At 72.6% G+C, this 19,138-nt stretch carries 23 protein-coding genes and 2 tRNA genes; 17 read left to right on the top strand and 8 right to left on the bottom strand.

Going from position 1 to position 19,138, the window contains the following annotated elements:
• The first annotated feature begins 36 nt into the window (after positions 1 to 36).
• From IEZ10_RS02535 to IEZ10_RS02525, 3 genes are all read left to right on the top strand, one after another.
• Positions 37 to 112: transfer RNA gene (locus tag IEZ10_RS02535), tRNA-Asn, on the top strand.
• A gap of 117 nt (positions 113 to 229) precedes the next feature.
• Positions 230 to 853, top strand: coding sequence for an FMN-binding negative transcriptional regulator (locus IEZ10_RS02530; protein ID WP_189244772.1), 624 nt, complete (start codon positions 230 to 232; stop codon positions 851 to 853).
• Between the two features lie 228 nt (positions 854 to 1,081).
• Positions 1,082 to 1,861: an enoyl-CoA hydratase-related protein gene (locus IEZ10_RS02525; RefSeq protein WP_189244771.1), complete on the top strand. Its 780-nt coding sequence runs from the start codon at positions 1,082 to 1,084 to the stop codon at positions 1,859 to 1,861.
• Positions 1,862 to 1,975: 114 nt separating this feature from the next.
• Here IEZ10_RS02525 and IEZ10_RS02520 read toward each other — a convergent pair whose 3' ends face one another.
• From IEZ10_RS02520 to galK, 4 genes are all read right to left on the bottom strand, one after another.
• Positions 1,976 to 2,476 (bottom strand): DUF402 domain-containing protein, encoded by a 501-nt coding sequence (locus IEZ10_RS02520; RefSeq protein WP_189244770.1) that lies wholly within the window; start codon positions 2,474 to 2,476, stop codon positions 1,976 to 1,978.
• 69 nt (positions 2,477 to 2,545) lie between these two features.
• The gene (locus IEZ10_RS02515) at positions 2,546 to 2,971 is read right to left on the bottom strand and encodes an SRPBCC family protein (protein WP_189244769.1); all 426 of its coding nucleotides are present in this window, start codon (positions 2,969 to 2,971) and stop codon (positions 2,546 to 2,548) included.
• On the bottom strand, positions 2,968 to 3,213 hold the full coding sequence (locus IEZ10_RS02510) for a hypothetical protein (RefSeq protein ID WP_189244768.1): 246 nt from the start codon (positions 3,211 to 3,213) through the stop codon (positions 2,968 to 2,970). Before IEZ10_RS02510 ends, IEZ10_RS02515 begins: the two co-directional genes overlap by 4 nt.
• A 23-nt stretch (positions 3,214 to 3,236) precedes the next feature.
• Positions 3,237 to 4,364 (bottom strand): galactokinase, encoded by a 1,128-nt coding sequence (gene galK / locus IEZ10_RS02505; protein WP_189244767.1) that lies wholly within the window; start codon positions 4,362 to 4,364, stop codon positions 3,237 to 3,239.
• Positions 4,365 to 4,536: 172 nt separating this feature from the next.
• Here galK and IEZ10_RS02500 point away from each other — a divergent pair.
• Positions 4,537 to 4,610: transfer RNA gene (locus IEZ10_RS02500), tRNA-Ile, on the top strand.
• A gap of 192 nt (positions 4,611 to 4,802) precedes the next feature.
• Here the strand turns inward: IEZ10_RS02500 and IEZ10_RS02495 are convergent.
• From IEZ10_RS02495 to IEZ10_RS02485, 3 genes are all read right to left on the bottom strand, one after another.
• The gene (locus tag IEZ10_RS02495; protein WP_189244766.1) at positions 4,803 to 5,678 is read right to left on the bottom strand and encodes a sigma-70 family RNA polymerase sigma factor; all 876 of its coding nucleotides are present in this window, start codon (positions 5,676 to 5,678) and stop codon (positions 4,803 to 4,805) included.
• Complete coding sequence (locus IEZ10_RS02490) at positions 5,675 to 6,055, bottom strand: VOC family protein (RefSeq protein ID WP_229810869.1); 381 nt, start codon at positions 6,053 to 6,055, stop codon at positions 5,675 to 5,677. Before IEZ10_RS02490 ends, IEZ10_RS02495 begins: the two co-directional genes overlap by 4 nt.
• 186 nt (positions 6,056 to 6,241) lie before the next feature.
• Positions 6,242 to 6,811 (bottom strand): dienelactone hydrolase family protein, encoded by a 570-nt coding sequence (locus tag IEZ10_RS02485; protein ID WP_189244764.1) that lies wholly within the window; start codon positions 6,809 to 6,811, stop codon positions 6,242 to 6,244.
• Positions 6,812 to 6,872: 61 nt separating this feature from the next.
• On the opposite strand from IEZ10_RS02485, the gene IEZ10_RS02480 reads away from it, so the two are divergent.
• The 11 genes from IEZ10_RS02480 to IEZ10_RS02430 all read left to right on the top strand — a co-directional run bounded on the left by IEZ10_RS02480 (position 6,873) and on the right by IEZ10_RS02430 (position 15,026).
• Positions 6,873 to 7,442 (top strand): ArsR/SmtB family transcription factor, encoded by a 570-nt coding sequence (locus IEZ10_RS02480; RefSeq protein WP_189244763.1) that lies wholly within the window; start codon positions 6,873 to 6,875, stop codon positions 7,440 to 7,442.
• Between the two features lie 105 nt (positions 7,443 to 7,547).
• Positions 7,548 to 7,925 carry a DNA glycosylase AlkZ-like family protein gene (locus tag IEZ10_RS02475; protein WP_373287371.1) on the top strand — a complete coding sequence of 126 codons (378 nt, stop codon included), beginning with the start codon at positions 7,548 to 7,550 and terminating at the stop codon, positions 7,923 to 7,925.
• A gap of 14 nt (positions 7,926 to 7,939) precedes the next feature.
• The gene (locus IEZ10_RS40225; protein ID WP_189244762.1) at positions 7,940 to 8,740 is read left to right on the top strand and encodes an arsenate reductase/protein-tyrosine-phosphatase family protein; all 801 of its coding nucleotides are present in this window, start codon (positions 7,940 to 7,942) and stop codon (positions 8,738 to 8,740) included.
• Positions 8,737 to 9,135, top strand: a complete 399-nt coding sequence (locus IEZ10_RS02465; protein WP_189244761.1) for a VOC family protein — start codon at positions 8,737 to 8,739, stop codon at positions 9,133 to 9,135. The genes IEZ10_RS40225 and IEZ10_RS02465 overlap by 4 nt, the downstream gene beginning before the upstream one ends.
• Positions 9,136 to 9,233: 98 nt before the next feature.
• Positions 9,234 to 10,505 carry an APC family permease gene (locus IEZ10_RS02460; RefSeq protein WP_189244760.1) on the top strand — a complete coding sequence of 424 codons (1,272 nt, stop codon included), beginning with the start codon at positions 9,234 to 9,236 and terminating at the stop codon, positions 10,503 to 10,505.
• An 85-nt stretch (positions 10,506 to 10,590) separates the two neighbouring features.
• Positions 10,591 to 10,743, top strand: a complete 153-nt coding sequence (locus IEZ10_RS38625) for a hypothetical protein (protein WP_229810867.1) — start codon at positions 10,591 to 10,593, stop codon at positions 10,741 to 10,743.
• 41 nt (positions 10,744 to 10,784) lie between these two features.
• Complete coding sequence (locus tag IEZ10_RS02450; protein WP_189244759.1) at positions 10,785 to 11,324, top strand: ArsR/SmtB family transcription factor; 540 nt, start codon at positions 10,785 to 10,787, stop codon at positions 11,322 to 11,324.
• On the top strand, positions 11,321 to 12,625 hold the full coding sequence (locus IEZ10_RS02445; protein ID WP_229810866.1) for an MFS transporter: 1,305 nt from the start codon (positions 11,321 to 11,323) through the stop codon (positions 12,623 to 12,625). The genes IEZ10_RS02450 and IEZ10_RS02445 overlap by 4 nt, the downstream gene beginning before the upstream one ends.
• Positions 12,626 to 12,872: 247 nt before the next feature.
• Positions 12,873 to 13,379, top strand: a complete 507-nt coding sequence (locus IEZ10_RS02440; protein WP_189244758.1) for a DUF2809 domain-containing protein — start codon at positions 12,873 to 12,875, stop codon at positions 13,377 to 13,379.
• A 114-nt stretch (positions 13,380 to 13,493) separates the two neighbouring features.
• Positions 13,494 to 13,979: a GNAT family N-acetyltransferase gene (locus IEZ10_RS02435; protein ID WP_229810865.1), complete on the top strand. Its 486-nt coding sequence runs from the start codon at positions 13,494 to 13,496 to the stop codon at positions 13,977 to 13,979.
• A 174-nt stretch (positions 13,980 to 14,153) separates the two neighbouring features.
• A complete protein-coding gene (locus IEZ10_RS02430) occupies positions 14,154 to 15,026 on the top strand; it encodes a class I SAM-dependent methyltransferase (RefSeq protein WP_189244756.1) in 873 nt (290 codons plus the stop codon).
• Positions 15,027 to 15,049: 23 nt separating this feature from the next.
• On the opposite strand, the gene IEZ10_RS02425 is transcribed toward IEZ10_RS02430, so the two are convergent.
• The gene (locus IEZ10_RS02425) at positions 15,050 to 16,306 is read right to left on the bottom strand and encodes an MFS transporter (RefSeq protein ID WP_189244755.1); all 1,257 of its coding nucleotides are present in this window, start codon (positions 16,304 to 16,306) and stop codon (positions 15,050 to 15,052) included.
• Between the two features lie 118 nt (positions 16,307 to 16,424).
• Between IEZ10_RS02425 and IEZ10_RS02420 the strand changes: the two genes are divergently transcribed.
• Together IEZ10_RS02420 and IEZ10_RS02415 are read left to right on the top strand one after the other, a co-directional pair.
• Positions 16,425 to 17,294, top strand: coding sequence for a LysR family transcriptional regulator (locus IEZ10_RS02420; RefSeq protein WP_189244754.1), 870 nt, complete (start codon positions 16,425 to 16,427; stop codon positions 17,292 to 17,294).
• A gap of 190 nt (positions 17,295 to 17,484) precedes the next feature.
• Positions 17,485 to 19,065, top strand: a complete 1,581-nt coding sequence (locus IEZ10_RS02415; protein WP_189244753.1) for a right-handed parallel beta-helix repeat-containing protein — start codon at positions 17,485 to 17,487, stop codon at positions 19,063 to 19,065.
• Positions 19,066 to 19,138: the final 73 nt, after the last annotated feature.

Genomic DNA, 19,138 nt, shown 5'->3' with positions numbered 1-19,138 from the left:
TCCCCCCCCCCCCCCCCGACCAGCGCAGAGCCGCAATCCCGTGTAGCTCAATCGGCAGAGCAGCCGGCTGTTAACCGGCAGGTTATAGGTTCGAGTCCTATCGCGGGAGCCAACGAAGGCCCCGGGAGCCCCGCTCCCGGGGCCTTCCGCGTTCCCGCCGTCCGGTCGTGTCACCCGTCGGCGCCTCCAGCCCCTGCCGGACCTCCTCGACCGGAACGGAGAGAAGACCATGTACGTCCCCGCCCACTTCGCCCCCGACGCCGACGCCGTACGCGACCTCCTGGCCGATCCGGGCGCGGCGGACCTGGTCACCGTGACCCCGGCAGGGCTCCTCGCGACGTTCCTGCCGTTCGTGTACGACCCGGACGCCGGGCCGCACGGGGCGCTGCTCGGTCACCTCGCCCGCAACAACGAGCAGTGGCGGCAGCCCGCCGAGGGCGAGGCCCTCGTCATCGTCCGCGGCCCGGACGCCTATGTCACGCCCTCGTGGTACGCCTCGAAGGCCGAGCACGGACGCGTGGTGCCGACCTGGAACTACGTCACCGCCCACGTCTACGGCCGGCTGGTCGTCCACGACGACCCGGCCTGGACGGAGGCGGTGGTCCGCAGGCTCACCGAGCTGCACGAGGCGGGGAACGACCCGGCCTGGTCGGTGGACGACGCCCCCGCGACGTTCGTCGCAGGCCAGCTGCGGGCCATCGTCGGGGTCGAGGTGGTCATCAGCCGCGTCGAGGCGAAGTTCAAGCTCAGCCAGAACCGGCCGGGGCCGGACATCGACGGCGTCATCGCCGGGCTGGAGGAGCGGGGCGACACCGCGAGCGCCGAGGCCGTACGCGCCGCCCGGCCCCGGTGACCGGGCGGCGCGGGGCCTCGCGGGCCCGGGGCGGAGCGGCGCGGGGGTTCCGCCGGTCCGGATGGCGGAGCCGTGCCGTTCGGCGGGTGGCGTTGCGGGGCTGAGCAGAACATGGTTCGGTGTTCTGGTCGGCGCACGCCCGGTGACGGGATGCCCGGCGGCGCGGGAGCGTTCCCCGGTATCGGAAGGCGCTCCGATGCGAACGGCCGAGGGAAGGGGCGGGCGGGCATGGCGGATCCGGTGCTGTCGTCGATCGACGGGGGCGTGCTGACGCTGACGTTCAACCGTCCCGACCGCCTCAACGCGTGGACCGACGCGATGGGACGCCGCTACTTCGACCTGCTCGCCGAGGCGGAGCGGGACCCGGCGGTCCGGGTGGTCGTCGTGACCGGCGCGGGCCGGGGCTTCTGCGCGGGCGCGGACTTCGAGGACCTCACCGCGGTCCTGAACGGCTCCTACCGCAGGGAGGGCGAGCCCGACCGGCGCTCCGTCACCCTCCCGGCCACGCTCGGCAAGCCCGTCATCGCCGCGGTCAACGGCGCCTGCGCCGGACTCGGCATGGTCTGCGCCCTCGCCTGCGACCTGGTCTTCACCGCGGACGAGGCGAAGTGGACCACCGCCTTCGCCCGGCGCGGCCTGATCGCCGAGTACGGCCTGTCGTGGATCCTGCCCCGGCTGATCGGCCAGGCGCGGGCCATGGACCTGCTGCTGTCCGGCCGTACGTTCACCGGGGCCGAGGCGTACGAGCTGGGGCTGGTCAGCCGCTCGGTGCCGGGGGAGAGCCTCCTGGCGGAGACCGCGGCCTACGCCCGCGAGCTGGCGCTCCACAGCTCGCCGACGTCGATGGCCGTCATGAAGCGCCAGATCCGGGGCGACTGGAACCGGACCCTGGAGGAGGCGGAGGCCGCCGCGGTCCGCCTGATGACGGAGTCGTTCGGCCGCCCCGACGTCACCGAGGGCGTGGCGGCCTTCCTGGAACGCCGCGCTCCCCGCTTCCCCCCGCTCTGACGCCCCCGTTCCCGTTCCCTTTTCCGCGGTGCCCGGCCCCCGTGCGCCCCACCCGGCGCGAACCCGATCCGGGGGCGTGGAGGGCCGCCCCCGGACGACCCTCCCGGCCTCAGGTCATGAGACCAGCGAGAGCCAGCGGGGCGCGGGACCGAAGGGTTCGGTGCGGGCGGTGACGGCCTCCAGCAGCAGGGCGGCCGAGGCGCGGGCGCCGTCGACGACCTCGGGCGGGTAGGCGTAACGGACCCGGTGCTCCTCGAACTCGTCCTCGTCGTCCAGGATGATCCGCCCGTCGCGCATGCGCAGCACGTCGAGGTCGAGGTCGACCATGGTCACCTCGCCGTCCCGCCACTGCGGCACGGTCGAGATGTCGCAGTAGATCTCCGCCTTGTACGGCGCGGCGTTGAAGCAGGCCGTCCACCAGGCGTCGCGGGGGAAGAGCATCACGGACGCGTGCTTCCAGGTGACGGACGACTCGTGACCCCGGCGGGCGACGGTGCCCACCGGGCAGCCGGTCCAGACGCCGTGCTCGTCCTCGCCGAGGAGCACGGCGGGGTGGTGCCAGTGCAGGGAGCCGTCGTACTTGCGGTAGACCACGTTCACGATCTCGGAGGACATCCCTCGACGATACGGGGCGACGGCTGTTCGCGCATTCCCCGCTTCCGGCGCGGCACGACCGGCGGGCCGTCAGGCGCCGCGCAGGAACGCCTCGATGTCGTCCTGCCAGGAGCGGAGGAAGGCCCGGTAGCCGTCGGCGAACTCCGCCAGCTCCCGGGCCGCCCCGTCGCCGAACGGGGTGAGGTCGTAGGTGACCGTCACCTCGCTGCGGTCCCCGTCCGCCGCCAGGGCGACCGTCACGGTCCCGGCCCGGTGGCCGGGGGTGACGCGGGCGTAGGAGATGCGGGAGTGCTCCTCGCGGGCGGTGACGACCCAGGTGGTCGTCACGCCGTCGGCGTCGGTCTCGAAGACGGTGCCGGGCACCGTGTCGTCCTCGACGGGGACCGGGAAGCGCGGTTCCCAGCCTTCGACCCAGTCCTGCTCGCCGCGCGCGGTGAACAGGCGGAACGCCTCGCGCGGGGGGAGGGGGACGGTGAGCGTGCCGGTGAGTCTCATCGCCCCTCCTCCAGCCGGTGCGCGTCGGCGGAGGTCAGGGTCAGCCCGTAGACGGCCCTGAGCTGCTCGATCTTCGCCATGGTCTCCTCGGAGAAGGGCGCCTTGCCCTCGAAGGAGTGCAGGACGACGCCCTCGACGAGGTCGCCGAGGGAGATGTCCAGGTATTCCGCGAGGCCCTTGAGGACCTTCAGGACGTTCTTCTCGATGCGCAGCCCGGTCTGGACCCGCTCAACTGTTACCATGTTACCAAGGTAACAGAGATTGATCACCGGAGGCGACGGGCTCCGGCGGCCGGGACGGCGGGGTAGATCTCCGGCCGGGCCCAGCCGCGCTCGGCGTAGGCGAGGACCACCGAATCCTGTACTGCCTGCACCCGGTCCTCGGCGACCAGTGCGATGGCCGACCCGCCGAACCCGCCGCCGGTCATCCGCGCCCCCCGTGCCCCACCGCGGACCGCCGCCTCCACGGCCACGTCCAGCTCCGGGCAGGACACCTCGAACTGGTCGCGCAGCGACAGGTGGGAGGCGTTCAGCAGGGCGCCGATCTCCTGGACGGCCCCGGCCCGCAGCAGCCCGATCACCGCCTCGACCCGGTGGTTCTCGGTCACCACGTGCTGGGTGCGCCTGCGCTCGTCGCCGCTGAGCCGCCCCAGGGCGTCCGCCAGGTCGGTCACGTCGCGCAGCGCGGCCACGCCCAGACGCCTGGCGGCGTCCTCGCAGTCGCGCCGGCGCCGGGCGTACTGGCCGTCGGCCAGCTCGTGGCGGACCCCGGTGTTGATGATCAGCAGCCGCAGGCCGTGCGCGGCGAGGTCGAACGGGACGTTCCTGCTCCCCAGGCTCCGGCAGTCGAGGAAGAGCGCCCTGCCCTCCTCGGCGAGCGCGGAGGCGGCCTGATCCATGATCCCGCACGGCATGCCCACGAAGTCGTTCTCGGCCCGCTGCGCGACCCGGGCGACCTCCATCTTCGTCATGCCCAGGCCGTACAGGTCGTTGAGGGCGATGCCGACCGCCACCTCCAGTGCCGCGCTGGACGACAGCCCCGCCCCCTGCGGGACGTTCCCGTCGATCACCAGGTCGGCGCCCCGCACCGGGCGCCCCTCCTCGCGCAGCGCCCAGAACACCCCGACGGCGTAACGGGCCCAGCCCGCGGCCCCCTTCGGGTCCTCGACGGTCTCGACGCCCCCCGGCTCGGCCGCCTGGAGCGAGCGCAGCCGTACGACGCCGTCATCGCGCGGCGAGACCGCCGCGGTGACCCCCCACGGCACCGCGAACGGCAGGACCAGCCCGTCGTTGTAGTCGGTGTGCTCGCCGATCAGGTTGACCCGCCCCGGAGCGTGCCACACCCCCTGAGGCTCCGTGCCGAAGGACTCACGAAAAGCATCAACAACGCGCATGGTCAAACACTCCTCAACAAGGTCCCTCCGTAGGGTAGCGAGTCCGGAACGCCCCTCCGACCTCGAAGGTCCCCAGAAGTCCCCGAAGGTCACAGCTTGAACGCGCCGTGCCCGCCGGATGTGCGAACGGGCCCGACCTTTGGTTGAATGCCGCAGTACGGCATGCGCGCGAGGGGCGGTAGCTCAGCCGGTTAGAGCAGGGGACTCATAATCCCTGGGTCGCGGGTTCGAGTCCCGCCCGCCCTACCTCTCGTGGCCATTTCGAATGTGTCCCTGACCTGCTCGTTTGCAGTGGCGTGCACGGAGCGGCCGCCGTGTCGATGGCAGCCGTGCGGCCTCTGCCGGGCCCGGCGCCTCGGCGACGCCGCCGTTCTGAGGAACTCGCTCGGTCGGCCCGGGATGACGTGCCATGCACGGGCCGACCCTGACGGCACCGGCTCAGGCCGGGCCGGGCAGCTGGATCGAGGCGAGTTCGGCAGGGTCGACGACGATGTGGATGCCGGTGATCCGGCCTTCGGCGACGGTGAAGGCGATGGCGGACAGAGGCGTTCCGTCCGAGCGCCAGGACATGTGCCCGGGGATGCCGTTGACCAGCACGGGTCGTTGGCGGGCGACCTCGCCGGAGAACATGCGGGCGCCGGCGGCGACCTCGGTGGCGCCGAGGGTGACGACCATGCCGCCGGGGGTGTCGACGGTCAGCTTCACGTTCGGGTCGAGGACCCGCAGGAGCGCTTCGAAGTCGCCACCGAGGGCGGCGGCGCGGAAGGCCTGGACGACCTCTTGATGCTCGCGGCCGGGGCCCGCCGGCCGGTCCGTGGCTTGGACCTTGCGGCGGGCGCGGCTGGCGATCATCTTGGTGGCATCGGCGGATTTACCCAGGATGTGGCCGATTTCCTGGAACGGGACCGCGAACATGTCGTGCAGGACGAACGCCAGGCGCTCGTTCGGGGTGAGCGAGTCCAGCACGACGAGCAGGGCGAAGCCGACCGAGTCGGCCAGAGCCACCTGCTCGTCCGGCGCGGGTTCGTCGGCGGGCGTCACCACGAGGTCGGTGAACTCGTGCCCGTAGGCGGTCTCGGGGTGGGCTTGACGGGATCTCAGGAGGTCCAGGCTGATGCGGCCCACCACGGTGGTCAGCCACCCCGCCAGGTTGCCGATGGTCGCCTCGTCCTGGCGGACCAGGCGCATCCAGGCCTCCTGGACCACGTCCTCGGCGTCGGCGTGCGAGCCCAGCACGCGGAACGCGAGGGCGCGCAACCGATCGCGCTGGGCTTCGAACGCCTCGGCCACGAAGCCGGACGGGTGGGTGGTCACGGCTTGCGCGGCGTTCGCTGCTGACGGAGCGAGACCCGGTTGCCGTCCGGGTCCACCGCCTCGATGCGGACCCCGAACGGATAGTCCACGGGTTCGGGCTCTTCAAAGGTGACGCCGCGCCGGCGCATGCTCTCGAAATCCTTCCGCAAGTCGTCGGATTCGAGGATCAGCGGACCGGGCGCGCCGTCCTGGCTGCCGTTGCCCGGTCGTCCCGCGGCCGCCGCGTGCGACCACAGGAGGATCTGTACCGGGCTGTCGGGAACGCCGACGGTGAGGAACCGTCCGTCGGGACCGGAGAAGTCGACCCGCTTCTCCAGGCCGAGTCCCTCGGCGTAGAACTCCAGCGCGCGGTCCTGATCGGTGACGTAGACCGTCACGTACATGATGTTGTTCAGCATCCTGTCCTCGCTTCACTCGTTGGTGCGGCGACCGTTCGTATTCGGTCGTCGCCCCTATGACGAGTGCCGGCAGGAGAAGGTAACAAGACCGGTGCGCCGCAGGGTCGCCGGGGCGCATGCCGGCATCGCCCGCCACCCGCGCACGCCTCGAAGGCGGCCTGTCCGTCACGGTGCGGTCGGGCCGAGGAAGTCGAGTGCGCGGCGCATGAGCAGCGCGGCCGCGTGGGCGTCATAGGAGGGCAGGCTCGCGTCGGCGAACAGGTGCCGGTCACCCGAGTAGACGTACAGCTCACCGTGCTTGGCCGAGGCGACCAGCGTGCGGGCCGCGTCAAGGTCGCCTTCGCCGGCGAAAAGAGGGTCGGCGTCCATGCCGTGGATCTGCACGGGCAGCTCCTCCGGCCACTCTGAGGCGGGTAGGCAGGCCTCGAAGAGCAGTGCCCCGCGGGCCCCCGGCCGGGTCTGCGCCAGCGTCTGGGCGGCCATGACGCCGAGCGACCAGCCGGCGTACACCATCTCGTTCGGCAGGGTGTCGGCAGTGCGGACGCCCTGCTCGAGAAGCGTGTCGAAGCCGATCTTCTCGGCATGGGCCTGGCCGTCGTCCAGGCCGGCGAAGGTGCGCCCGGCGAAGAGGTCCGGGGTGTGCACAGTGTGCCCGGCCTGGCGCAGCTCATCGGCAAAGCGGAGGAATCCAATCGTCTGCCCCTGAACGTGGTGAAACAGCAAGATCTCCGCCATGCGGCCGCCTCCCTATGAACCAAATATCTCGGACAATCGAAGATGATAGATTATTCTGGATATGTCAAACAATGTTCCCGACTACGAGCTCGCCGACACGATCGTGCTCACCACTCCAGAGCAGGTCCGGGCCATCGGCGATCCGCTGCGGACCACGATCCTCGGCCTCCTGCACGAGCGGGCCGCGACCGTGACCGAACTGGCCACCGCGGTCAAACGGCCCAAGAGCACGGTCGCGCACCATGTCAACGTTCTGGCCGAGGCCGGGCTGCTGTACGTGGTACGGACCCGGCGGGTACGGGCGATCGACGAGCGCTACTACGGCCGTACGGCCCGGATGTTCTACGTCGGCGTCGGCCAAGCTCCGGGCGGCGGCCCGCTGCCGCTGGACTTCAACGACTTCGAGGTCGCGGCCAGGGAATCCGCCGCGGCCTATCAGGCTCACCAGCTGTACGCGTTCATCCGGCATGCCCGCATCCCGCCGGATCGGGCCACCGAGTTCTGGCACCGGATCAAGGACCTCGTGCAGGAGTTCGACCTGCTGCCCCGCTCCGGTGAGACGACCTACGGATTCGCCGTCGGCCTGTATCCCATGACGGACTACCCGACCCTGCCGGTCGAGGAGGAATGACGGCATGCTCGCCACGCGCGAGCTCAACCGGTCCACCCTCGCCCGCCGGCTGCTTCTGGAGCGGGAGGCCCTCGATGCCGCCGAGGCGGTGCGCCGGGTGGTCGCCTGCAGGCGCGACATGCGGCTTCGCCGTACCTGGCCCTATGGAATCGGATCACCGCGTTCGACCCGGCCGACCTGGACGCGGCCTTCGCTGACCGCAAGATCGTTAAGGCCACGCTCCTGCGGATCGCGCTGCACGCCGTTCACGCCGGCGACCACCCTCACCTCCATGAATGGTGCCCTGCTGGGCGTAGTGCAGGTCGCGGCGCAGCGCGTGCAGACTCCCGCCCTTGTTCGGCTGGCGGGAGATCTTCCTTCAAGGCTCTGACGTGGGCGGACTCGCTGCTCAAGGGCTCATCGCGCGGGCGCGGGCGGAGGGCCCCGCCGTCCGGCGCCAGGCCCTGGTGGGCGAGTGAAGCCAGATCAATCAAAACAGTTTGATGTAATATGCGGGCATGGTGCCGTCCGGTCAACCCGTTCCCCCGCCGTTCGTCCGGTTGGCCGCCCACCAGGTGCGCTGGCGGCTGTTGAGCGAACTGGCGCGCAGCGATCTGCGCGTACGGGAACTGGTCACCCTGGTCGGCCAACCGCAGAACCTGGTCTCCTACCATCTGCGGCTGCTGCGCTCGGCCGGCCTGGTCAACGCCCGCCGCAGCAGCTTCGACGGCCGCGACAGCTACTACCACCTGGACCTGGAGCGCTGCGCGCACGCGCTGGCCGCCGCCGGCGACGCCCTGCATCCCGCGCTGCGCCTGCTTTCCGCCGAGACGGTGACCGCGGCCGGGACGAGCGCGGCCGAAGCTCCGGCGAGGCCCTCCGTGTTGTTCACATGCACCGGCAACAGCGCTCGTTCACCCATCGCCGAGGCCCTGCTGCGCCACCATGCCGGTGACCGGGCCGAGGTGACCAGCGCCGGCAGTCACCCCAAAGCGTGCCTGCACCCCGACGCCGTCCGCGTGCTGCGCCGGCGGTACGGCATCGACATCGCCGACCGGCGCCCACGGCATCTGAGCACGCTGGCCGGCCACCGCTTCGACTACGTGATCAGCCTGTGCGACAAGGTGCGCGAGGTCTGCCCCGACTTCAACGGCCATCCGCGGCGCCTGCACTGGAGCGTCCCCGACCCGGCCGACGGCGGCGACACCGCCGAGGACGGCTACGCCGCGTTCGACCGCACCGCAGCGGAGATCGACACCCGCATCCGATACCTGCACCCCGTCCTTTTCCCCACCCCGCACCGGGAGGTCCAGCCATGATGCCAGCCGATCAGGTCGCCGGCGTCCGCTACATCGTCGACGACGTCCAAGCGGCCATCGACTTCTACACCATCCACCTCGGCTTCACCCTCGGCTTCAGCGCGGCGCCCGCCTTCGCCGACGTGGTACGCGGGCCGCTGCGGCTGCTGTTGTCCGGACCCGCCAGTTCCGGCGCCCGCGTCACACCCGCCGACGCCGACGCCGCGGGCCGCAACCGGATCCACCTGGTCGTCGACGACCTGGACGCCGAGATCGCCCGGCTGCGTGAGGCGGGCCTGCCGTTCCGCAGCGACGTGGTCACCGGCCCCGGCGGACGCCAGATCCTGCTGGCCGACCCGGCAGGCAACCTCATCGAGCTGTTCCAGCGCGCCCGGCGGCCCGCGCCCACGCCCTGAGCGACGCCGCCACGCCCCGCACCATCCCGGCCGATCCCCGAGGACGGCCGGACAGTATGTGACCCGATGTCGGGAACCGTTCCAGGGAGAGACCGATCGTGGCGAGCACACCCACCCCCACCGGCCAGGGGCTGCTTGAGCGCCGCCTGGGCCTGGCCGACGCGGTCGTCATCGGACTGGGCTCGATGATCGGCGCTGGTGTCTTCGCCGCCTTCGCGCCGGCGGCGCGTGCGGCCGGCTCGGGGCTGTTGCTCGGGCTGGCGCTGGCGGCGGTGGTCGCCTACTGCAACGCGACCTCCTCGGCCCGGCTGGCCGCCCGCTATCCCGCCTCGGGCGGCACCTACGTCTACGGGCGCGAGCGCCTGGGGGACTTCTGGGGCTATCTGGCCGGGTGGGGGTTCGTGGTCGGCAAGACCGCCTCGTGCGCGGCGATGGCGCTGACCGTGGGCTCCTATCTGTGGCCGGAGCACGCGCACGCGGTCGCGGTGGCCGCCGTGGTGGCGCTCACCGCGGTCAACTACGCCGGGATGCACAAGACGGTGTGGCTGACCAGGGGGATCGTCGCCGTGGTGGTGGCCGTGCTGGCCGCGGTCGCGGTGGCCTGCCTCACCTCCGGCGCCGCGGACGCCACCCGCCTGGACGTGACCTCGGACGCCACCGTCACCGGTGTGCTCGAAGCGGCGGGGCTGCTGTTCTTCGCCTTCGCCGGGTATGCCCGCATCGCCACGCTGGGCGAGGAGGTGCGTGACCCGGCCCGGATCATCCCCCGGGCCATCCCGCTCGCGCTCGGCCTGACCCTCGTGGTCTACGCGGCGGTCGCGGTGGCGGCGCTGACCGTGCTGGGCAGCACCGGCCTGGGCCGGGCGACCGCCCCGCTGGCCGAAGCCGCCCGTGCCGCCGGACTGCCCGCCCTGGCGCCGCTGGTCGGCGCGGGTGCCGCGGTGGCCGCGACCGGCTCGCTGCTGGCGCTGATCCTGGGCGTCTCCCGCACCACGCTGGCCATGGCCCGCGACCGGCACCTGCCACACGTGCTGGCCGCCGTCCACCCCCGCTTCAAGGTCCCGCACCGCGCCGAGCTGGTCATCGGCGCGATCGTGGCGATCCTGGCCGCTACGGCGGACCTGCGCGGCGCGATCGGCTTCTCCTCCTTCGGCGTGCTGGTCTACTACGCCATCGCCAACGCCGGCGCGTGGACCCTCACCCGGGCCGAGGGCCGCCCGGCACGGCTGATCCCCGCCGTCGGCCTGGCCGGCTGTCTGGTCCTGGCCTTCGCCCTGCCGCTCTCCTCGGTGATCGCCGGGGCCACGGTGCTCGCCGCCGGCGCCGCCGTGTACGGCCTGCGCCGGGTGATCATCACCCGCCCGACGTGACGCGGGCGAGCGCGCCCACACCGCGGCCGGCCGGGCAGAGGGAGGCATCACCTCCGTTCTCACGTCAGATCACCGGTGGCCGAGCGTGCACCGGCTGGACGCCGCCCGCCTCTACCGGCTGGCCCTGGAGGAGGCTCCCGCGGGCGCGCGGCTGCACACCGTCGCCGAGGAGGGCGTGCCGGGCGTGAGCACAGCTCGGGATGGATCCGTTGGATCAGCGCCGTATCGCTGGGCCTGAACCCCTTGCGCAATGGTCAAGAATCGTTGACCATTTTCCGCGTGCCTACCGATGATCTCCCCGAGACGTTTCACGTCACCACTGACGAGCAGCTACGCGCCGTCTCCAATCTCACGCGTCACCGGATCATGGCCGTGCTCCGCTTCGAGCCGGCGACGATCACGCAGATCGCCCAGCGGGTGGGCCTTGCGAAGGGGAGTTCCAGCTATCACGTGCGGCTGCTGGAGCGGGCCGGCCTGGTGAAGGTGGTGCGGACGCGGAAAGTGAGAGGGGTCACCGAGCGGTACTACGCGATGGCCGCGCGGTCGATCGAGCTGCCGGATCCAGGGCCGGGGCAGCCGGACGTGCTGCTGCGGAATGCGGTGGCGGACCTGGAGGCGTCGCCGGTGGACGGTGAGCGGCACGTACGGATGGCACATCTGCGACTCACCGAGGAGCAGTTCACGGAGCTGGGGGCGCGCCTGCAGGCACTGGCGGATGAGTACCGGACGCTGTCCGATCCATCGCTTCCAGACGTGTCGCTGGTCTTCGCGCTGTTCCGGCCGACTCCGCGCCGGCAGGTCGAGGGGGACGCCAAGTGACCCCGAATCTGACAAATGGTGCAGCGAAGCTGCCCGCCGGGTTCGGGCGGCTGTGGACCGCGCAGACGGTGTCCTCGCTCGGTGACGGCGTGACGCATGCCGCGCTGCCGCTGCTGGCATTGACGTTGACGCGGGATCCGATGGCGCTGGCCGTCGTCACGGCCGCCGGCACACTGCCCTGGCTGCTGTTCGGAGTGCTCGGCGGTGCGCTGGTGGACCGCTGGGACCGCCGCCGCACGATGTGGGTCACGGACACGGCGCGTGCGACGCTGCTCGCCGTGCCCGCCGCGGCGGCGGCGCTCGACGTGCTGAGCATCCCGCTGCTGGCGGCCGTCGCGTTCCTGCTCGCCCTCGGCGGGCTGTTCTTCGACACGGCCGCCACGGCGTACCTGCCGGATCTGCTCGGCCGCGACCCCACCCGGCTGGAGCGCGCCAACGCTCGCCTGCGCGGCGCCCAGACCACGGCCTCCGGCTTCGCCGGACCGCCCGCGGGCAGCGCGCTGCTCGCGCTCGGACGTTCGGTTCCGCTGCTCGCCGACGCGGTGTCGTTCGCGCTGTCCGCACTGCTCGTCCGGTCGCTGCCCGCCGTGCCGCGCCCGGCCGCAAGCGCCCGCGAGTCGCTGCTCCGGCAGGCGCGGGCCGGGGCCTCCTACGTCTTCCGGGACCGGCTGCTGCTCGGGCTCGCGCTCCGTCCGGCGGTCGGGAACGTCGCCTTCCTCGCCGTGGAGACCGTGCTGGCCCTGTTCGCCCGCGAACGTCTCGGCGTCGGCGCCTTGGGCTTCGGCCTGCTCCTCACCGCCGAGGCCACCGGCGGCCTGCTCGGCGCGGGCATCGCCTCCTTCCTCGGCCGGCGCCTGGGCACCGGCACCGCGCTGACCTGCACCGCCGCAATCGAGGGCCTCGCCATCCTGGGGCTCGCCTCCGCCCCGAACCCGTACGTGGCCGGGCTCGCGCTCGCCGTCTGCGGGGCGGGCATGGGCGCCACGATGGTGCTCGGCCCCTCCCTCCGGCAGGCCATCGTCCCGGCCCACCTGATGGGACGCGTCGCCTCCACCTCCCGCATGCTCGCCATGTGCGCCGCCCCCTTCGGCGCCTTCCTCGGCGGCTGGCTGGCCACCACCTACGACCTGCGCACCCCGCTCTACGCCGCCGCCGGCCTCCTGCTCACCATGACCGCCGTCACCGCGACCATGACCAGCAACCGCCGCGTCGAGACCGCACTGCGCAACGCGCGCCCGCAAGCCGACCCGGCCGACCAGGACCCCGCCGAAGAGAGCGCTGTACACGGCACATCCAGGTGACGGTCATCGCCTGCAGGTCACAACACCTCCACCCGCATCGGAACGGTGAAGGCCGTTGCCCCGCCGGGCAACGGCCTTCACCGGGTCCCGGTGGTCCCGGTGCTACCGGGGAGATCTTCGACGGATATGCAGGTCGGAGCCCCCGTGAGGGCCTTTGGGCACAGCCTGGAAGACGCGCCGCTGACCTGCATATCCGTCGTTCCCCGCGCCGCCCGCCACCGGGACCCTCGGCGACGAGACGGTCCACGTGATCAACTCGCAGGGACAGACGGAGGACGGCATCGTCAATGAGATCGGCGTCTACACTCGCCAAACGAGTCACCGTCCAGGGGACAAGCTCTATGATCGGTTCGTCCTGATCGTTAAGTTCGGAGAAGATGTCGATCCCATGCGCCGCGCCATGGTCCTTCTGGGCGGCGTCGCCCTTGCCGTCGGCGCGTTCGCCCTCTTCTACCGGGGCCCGGGACAACCGTTCATCCGCGGTTATGTGAGTGACGTCGGCGCCACCATGCTGGTCTACGCGTTCCTGGGGCTGCTGTGGCGCACCACCGCCGCACGCCGCACGCTGGCCACGGCCGCGATCGCCGCCGCCGTCGAGTTCTACCAAATAGTCGGCATGACCCCGCCGGGCATCGGCGGTGTCCTGGTCGGCGCGTTCCCCGACCCATGGGACCTGGTCGCCTATGCCATCGGTGTGGTCGCCGCCCTGGCCTGGGAACGCCGATCGGTCCGATCCGGTGATCAGACCGGCTGACTCCCGGACGCCACCCCACCGGCACGCCGACGGTACGGCCCCCACGGCGGCGAGGTCCCGCCTCGGACCTCGATCCGATTTACATGATTAATCATGATCGTTACTGTCGTCGGTGTGGAGGTCATACTCACGACGGCGCGGGTCGAGGACGTGCCCGCGCTCGTCGCCTCGGCCGCCGCGCTCTTCCGGGAGGACGGCGGCAGGCGGGATCCGTTCATGGACGTGGACTGGCCAGCGAGGGACGGGCACGACTACTACCGGGGGATGGTGACGGGCGAGGGAAGCCTGGCGCTGCTCGCCCGGGCCGGTTCGCCTGACGGGCCGGTGGCCGGCCATCTCACCGCCCGGCTGCGGGGCCGGGACGAGCTCCGTCCGGACGCCGTCGTGGCCGAGCTGGTCAGCATGCGGGTGGACGAGGAGCATCGGGGGCACGGCGTGGGGGCCCGGCTCGTCGAAGGATTCTTCGCGTGGGCCGGGGAGCGGGGCGCGAACCAGGCCGTCGTGTCCGCCTACGCGGCCAACACCGACGCCATCCGCTTCTACAAGGCACGCGGGTTCGCTCCCATGCACGTCTCGCTTCAGGCGGACCTCGACGCGTGAACCGCCGATCACCCTCAGCGGGTACGGCCCACATCCGGGCCGGAGCGTGAACGCCTTTTCCGTGACCGGTGTGGCACGGTCGTCACGAACGGGCCTCGTCGCGGGTATCGAGCGCATGCCCGTCCGGCTCGAATTCGATGGCGTCCGCGCGGTGGTCGTCGTTAGCGTGTCACGGTGATCTACGAGCATCCTCTGGCGTACGTGCTCGGGCTGGAGGGCATCGCCCTGATGCGGGCCTACGCCGGCGAACACGACCGGGCGTTCGTCGAAGCGCGCCTGGCCGAGATCCGCAGGTTCCTCGACGACGGCTCCCTGGCCGACGCCGCCGTCGAGGTGGCCCGCGTGGACGCCGTGGAGGGCTACCGGATCTGGTCGCGGACCTACGACGGGCCCAACGCCACGTTCGACCTCGACGAGCCCTTCATCAGGGAGGTCGTCGACGCACTGCCGGTCGGCGACGCCCTGGACGCGGCGTGCGGCACCGGCAGGATGGCTGCTTACCTGGCCGGTCGAGGCCATCGGGTGTGCGGCGTGGACGCCTCGCCCGACATGCTGGAGCGGGCGCGCCGCAGGGTGCCGCGGGCGGAGTTCCGGCTGGGCGACCTGTCCTCCCTGCCGCTGCCCGACGCGTCCGTCGACCTGGTGGTCTGCGCGCTGGCGTTGACGCACGTGCCCGTGCTGGACCCGGTGCTCGCCGAGTTCGCCCGGGTGTCGCGGCCCGGCGGGCATGTGGTGATCGCTGACATCCACCCCGAGGGCGTGGCGCGGGGAGTGATCCCGCCCGTGCGGCTGCCGGACGGCCGGCCCGGGAGGGTGGCCACCTACCGCCACCTGGTCGGGGACTACGTGCGGGCCGCGCTGGCGGCGGGACTCCAGGTGCGGCGCTGCGAGGAGCCCAGGCATCCGCCGGGGGAGCCGCGCGAACGGACCGGCGTCCTGGAGCCGTGGGACGTGTGGCCGTGGGCCCTGTGCGACCTGGCACCCGAGGCGGCGCACGCGGCCGTCGCCGGGACGCCGTCGATGCTGTTCTGGCACTTTCAGCGCTAGCCGGCTCCTCTCGGCCCGGGGTCTCAGCGGGCCCGCACTCCCGGCAGGGCCGGTGTCCGGCGCAGCAGCGCGGCCAGCACCCCGGTGGCCAGCAGGAGCACGGTGGCGAGCGCGACGACGCCCGGCCAGGCGGCGGCCGTCCAGGCGGGGCCGGCGAGGCTGCCGAAGACCGACGAGCCCAGGTAGTACGTGAACAGGTAGAGCGAGGCGGCCTGGCCGGTGGACACGCCGCCGGCGTGCGCGCGGGCGGGCACCCACCCGCTGGCGAGGCCGTGGACGGCGAAGAAACCCGCGGTGAGGAGCGCCAGCCCGGCCACGACGACCGGCAGCGAGGACGGCAGGGTCAGCAGGGCTCCGGCGACGGCGAGGAGGCAGCCCAGCGGCAGTACGGCGCGACGCCCGCGGACGTCGGCGAGCCGGCCGAAGGCGGTGGAGCTGAGGGTGCCGAGCGGGTAGACGAGGAACACCAGGCTCGCGACGCCGAGGCCGAGGCCGAACGGCGGCCCCTGGAGCCGGAAACCGACGGTGTTGAACACGGCGACGAGGGCTCCCATGGAGCAGCCGCCGATGGCGTAGAGGGTCACCAGCCCCGGGTCGGAGACCGCGCGCAGGCTCATGCGCAGCAGCGCGCGGGCGCCGGCCGGGGCGGGGACGAACCCGCGCGAGCGGGGGAGCAGCAGGCGGACGGCGACGGCGCACGCCAGGCCGAGGACCGCGGCCGCGGCGAGCGCCCAGCGCCAGCCGGCGGCCTCTCCCACGGCGCCCGTCACGAGCCGGCCGATCATGCCGCCCAGGGCGGTGCCGCCGACGTACAGCCCGGCGGCGCGGGCGTGTGTCGAGGGGTGCAGTTCCTCGCGCAGGTAGGCGGTCGCCACGGCGGGCAGCCCGGCCAGCACGACGCCCTGGAGCAGGCGCAGCGCGAGCAGGGCGGACCAGCCGGGGGCCAGCGCGCACCCCGCCGCCACGACGGCGGAGGCCGTGACGGACAGGTGGATGAGGCGGGTGCGGCCCAGCACGTCGGACGCGGGACCGGCGACCAGCAGGGCGACCCCCAGGCCCAGCGTGGTCAGCGAGACGCTCAGCGTGCTGTCCCCGATGGAGACCCCGAACTGCGCCGAGAGCTCGGGCAGGATCGCCTGGGTGCTGTACAGCAGGGCGAAGGTGGCCACCCCGGCCGCGAACAGCGCCACGACCACGCGCCGGTAGGCGCGCGACCCGGGCAGGTAGCCCTCCGGCGGGGCACTCGGCCGGGGCGCCGCCTCCACGGTGTGCCGACTCATACCTGTCTGTTCCTCGGTGTGGTGGATTCTCACTGACCTTCCGAGTCTCGGCCGCGGCACCTGATACGTCCAATGTGCGTTCCGGTCGTTTTCGATACGCGACGCGTATGATTCATCCGTGCTGCTCCGGGATCTCGCCTGGCTGGTCGCGCTCGCCGACCACGGGCACGTCACCGACACCGCCGCCGTCCTCCGTACCAGCCAGCCGACGCTGTCGCGGGCCCTGGCCCGCGTGGAGGCCGAGCTCGGCGCCCGCGTGTTCGAACGGGCGCACGGCGGCGTGCACCTGACGCCCGTCGGGGAGATCGTGGTGGCCGCCGCGCGGGACCTCACCGCCCGCTACGACCAGCTGCTCTCCGACCTCGGGAGCGTGCTGGACCCGGACACCGGGGTGGTGCGGCTGGCCTTCCTCGACTCCATCGCCACCTCGCTCGTCCCCCGGCTGCTCCGCTCCTTCCACGGGCACGCGCCCCGGGTGCGGGTGCTGCTGAGCCAGGAGCCCGCCCACGAGATCGGCCGCGACCTCGGCACCGGGGCCGTGGACCTCGCCATCACCTCCCCCCGCCCGCCCGGCGAACACGGCTGGCACCCCCTGCAGGAGGAGCGGCTGGTGCTCGTCGTGCCGTCCGGCCACCGCCTGCGGGACCGCGGACGGGTCCGGCTGGAGGAGCTGGCCGGCGAGGAGCTCGTCACCACACCGGCCGGCTTCGGCTACCGCTTCCTGGTCGACGCCCTCCTGCGGGACGCGGGGGTCTCTCCGGCGATCTCGTTCGAGAGCCAGGACCTCGCCACCATCGAGGGCCTCGTCGCCGCCGGGCTCGGCGTGGCGATCGTCCCCGAGCCCTTCGCCGGGCAGTCGGGCACCGTCGGGCTTCCCATCGCCTCCGAGGGCGCCCGCCGTACCATCGGCCTGACCTGGCGCACCGACCGCCCGCTGCCCGCCCCGGCCGCCCGCTTCCGCGACTACGTCACCGGCCCGGATCTCTGACCCGCGGCATCGCCGCCCGCCGCCAGCTTCCGCGATCACGTCACCGGGCCGGCGCGCCGGCCCCCATGCCCCGCGCGTTCTTTCGGCCTGACCCCTGACCGAGCACACGGCCTGACGAAGGCGTACGGCCCGACGGAGGCATACGGCTTGACCTGGGCATACGGCGCGGGGCCCCGGGTATGGCGAGGGGATGGACGAGGGCCCGAAGGGGATCGGCGCCGACGCGTGCCGGGTCTACGACGCCCGGGAGCACGGCCTGACCGGGGACGGCGTCACCAACGACCAGCCCGCCCTCGCCGCGCTGGTCGACCGGCTCGGCGCGGCGTACCGCAGGGACGGCCGGCCGAGGATGATCTACGCGCCGCCGGGGGACTACCGCATGCTGGACGCCGCGACGGTGTGGTGCTCGGGCGTCTCGCTGGTCGGCGCCGGGATGCAGGTGACCCGCTTCCGGCTCGCCAACCCCGGTGCCCCCGGGACGCCGACGCCGCTGATGTGGTTCACCGCCCTCCAGCACGGCGCCGGCCCGGACAACCACCTGGCCGACTGCGTCTTCGCCTCCTTCGAGATCGACGGCTCGGCGATGCTCCTGGAGGGATACGACCCGCTGGCCAAGGGCATGGGCCTGCAGTACGTGCTGCGCGGCCGTTTCCGTGACCTCTGGATCCACGACACCCCGGGAACCGGGCTGGGCTGCGACTACCTGCAGGACACCGTGGTGGACGCGGTCCTGGCCGAGCGGTGCGGACGGCTCGACACCGGCGAGGAGGCGGGCGGGGCGGGCATCGGCATCGGCATCGGCGGCTGGGGCGGCACCGAACGGCTGACCGTCACCTCCTGCACGGCCCGCGGCAACGGCACCAACGGGATCTTCCTCGAACTGCAGGACGCGGCGTGGACGCCGCCGCGCGGCATCCGGATCACCGCCTGCCACGTGGAGGACAACCGCTTCGGGATCTCGGACTGGGGCGCCGACGGTCTCGTGGTGACCGGCTGCACGATGATCGGCAACCACGAGGCGGGGTTCGACATCTCCGCCCAGGGCACCTCGGGGATCGCCGGCCGGGGCGGCATGGTCGTCAACTGCATCATCGACGGCAACCTGCGCGACGGCGTCAGCATCGGCAACACCCCCGGCCCCTACGAGATCAGCGGCAGCCGGATCAGCTCCAACGGCCGCTACGGCTACTGGCACCACTCCCTGGGCAGGGGTTACTCCGGCCCGGCGGTCGACCTCGTGCTCGACGGCAACTCCGTCCGCGACAACGGGCTGGACGGCATCCGGGTCGACGCGGGGCTGGACCACTGCGCGTTCACCGCCAACCGGATCCGCAACAACGGCCGCCGGGCCGCGCCGGAGGCCCGGGGAAGCGGAGGCGGCGTCTCGTACGGCGAGCTGACGCTGACCGACGAGAACGCCGACTGGCGTCCGGACGGGCACCGCGGCAAGCCGGTGACCGTGGACGGGCAGGACGCGGTGGTGCTGTTCAACACCCCGACCATGCTCGGGCTGGCGCCGCACCGGCCGGGGGCGGGCACCGCCTGGCGGGCCGGCCGTCCCGCCGACGGCGCGGCCTATCGGCTCCCCGACGCCCCGTACCCGCGGCCGGGGATCACCATCGACGTCCCCGTGGGCATGCTCGACCTCGACGGTAGCCGGATCTGGGACGACCAGCGGGAGCCCTCCCAGACGCATTCGACGTGGACCTCCGAACGGGCCTCCCGCATGACCGCCCGGGGACAGGGCAACGAGGGGGACGCCGACGGCTGAGGACGCCGGTGACTGAGGACGCCGGGGGCGGGACGACGAGGACCCCGGGGGGACCTCCGGTGACCGGCCGTAC

This window comes from Streptosporangium pseudovulgare (assembly GCF_014648055.1).
GTDB classification, from domain to species: domain Bacteria; phylum Actinomycetota; class Actinomycetes; order Streptosporangiales; family Streptosporangiaceae; genus Streptosporangium; species Streptosporangium pseudovulgare.
The sequence above is the reverse complement of the archived record's forward strand: the minus strand, read 5'-3'. Positions and strand labels throughout refer to the sequence as shown.

Bases quoted from the DNA above. Each gene is read 5' to 3' on its own strand.
- IEZ10_RS02515 (WP_189244769.1), bottom strand. From the start codon at position 2,971: ATGAGACTCACCGGCACGCTCACCGTCCCCCTCCCCCCGCGCGAGGCG.
- IEZ10_RS02425 (WP_189244755.1), bottom strand. From the start codon at position 16,306: ATGAGTCGGCACACCGTGGAGGCGGCGCCCCGGCCGAGTGCCCCGCCG.
- IEZ10_RS02520 (WP_189244770.1), bottom strand. From the start codon at position 2,476: ATGTCCTCCGAGATCGTGAACGTGGTCTACCGCAAGTACGACGGCTCC.
- IEZ10_RS40225 (WP_189244762.1), top strand. From the start codon at position 7,940: ATGGTGCCGTCCGGTCAACCCGTTCCCCCGCCGTTCGTCCGGTTGGCC.
- IEZ10_RS02480 (WP_189244763.1), top strand. From the start codon at position 6,873: ATGTCAAACAATGTTCCCGACTACGAGCTCGCCGACACGATCGTGCTC.
- IEZ10_RS02485 (WP_189244764.1), bottom strand. From the start codon at position 6,811: ATGGCGGAGATCTTGCTGTTTCACCACGTTCAGGGGCAGACGATTGGA.
- IEZ10_RS02465 (WP_189244761.1), top strand. From the start codon at position 8,737: ATGATGCCAGCCGATCAGGTCGCCGGCGTCCGCTACATCGTCGACGAC.
- IEZ10_RS02510 (WP_189244768.1), bottom strand. From the start codon at position 3,213: ATGGTAACAGTTGAGCGGGTCCAGACCGGGCTGCGCATCGAGAAGAAC.
- IEZ10_RS02530 (WP_189244772.1), top strand. From the start codon at position 230: ATGTACGTCCCCGCCCACTTCGCCCCCGACGCCGACGCCGTACGCGAC.
- galK (WP_189244767.1), bottom strand. From the start codon at position 4,364: ATGCGCGTTGTTGATGCTTTTCGTGAGTCCTTCGGCACGGAGCCTCAG.
- IEZ10_RS02525 (WP_189244771.1), top strand. From the start codon at position 1,082: ATGGCGGATCCGGTGCTGTCGTCGATCGACGGGGGCGTGCTGACGCTG.
- IEZ10_RS02415 (WP_189244753.1), top strand. From the start codon at position 17,485: ATGGACGAGGGCCCGAAGGGGATCGGCGCCGACGCGTGCCGGGTCTAC.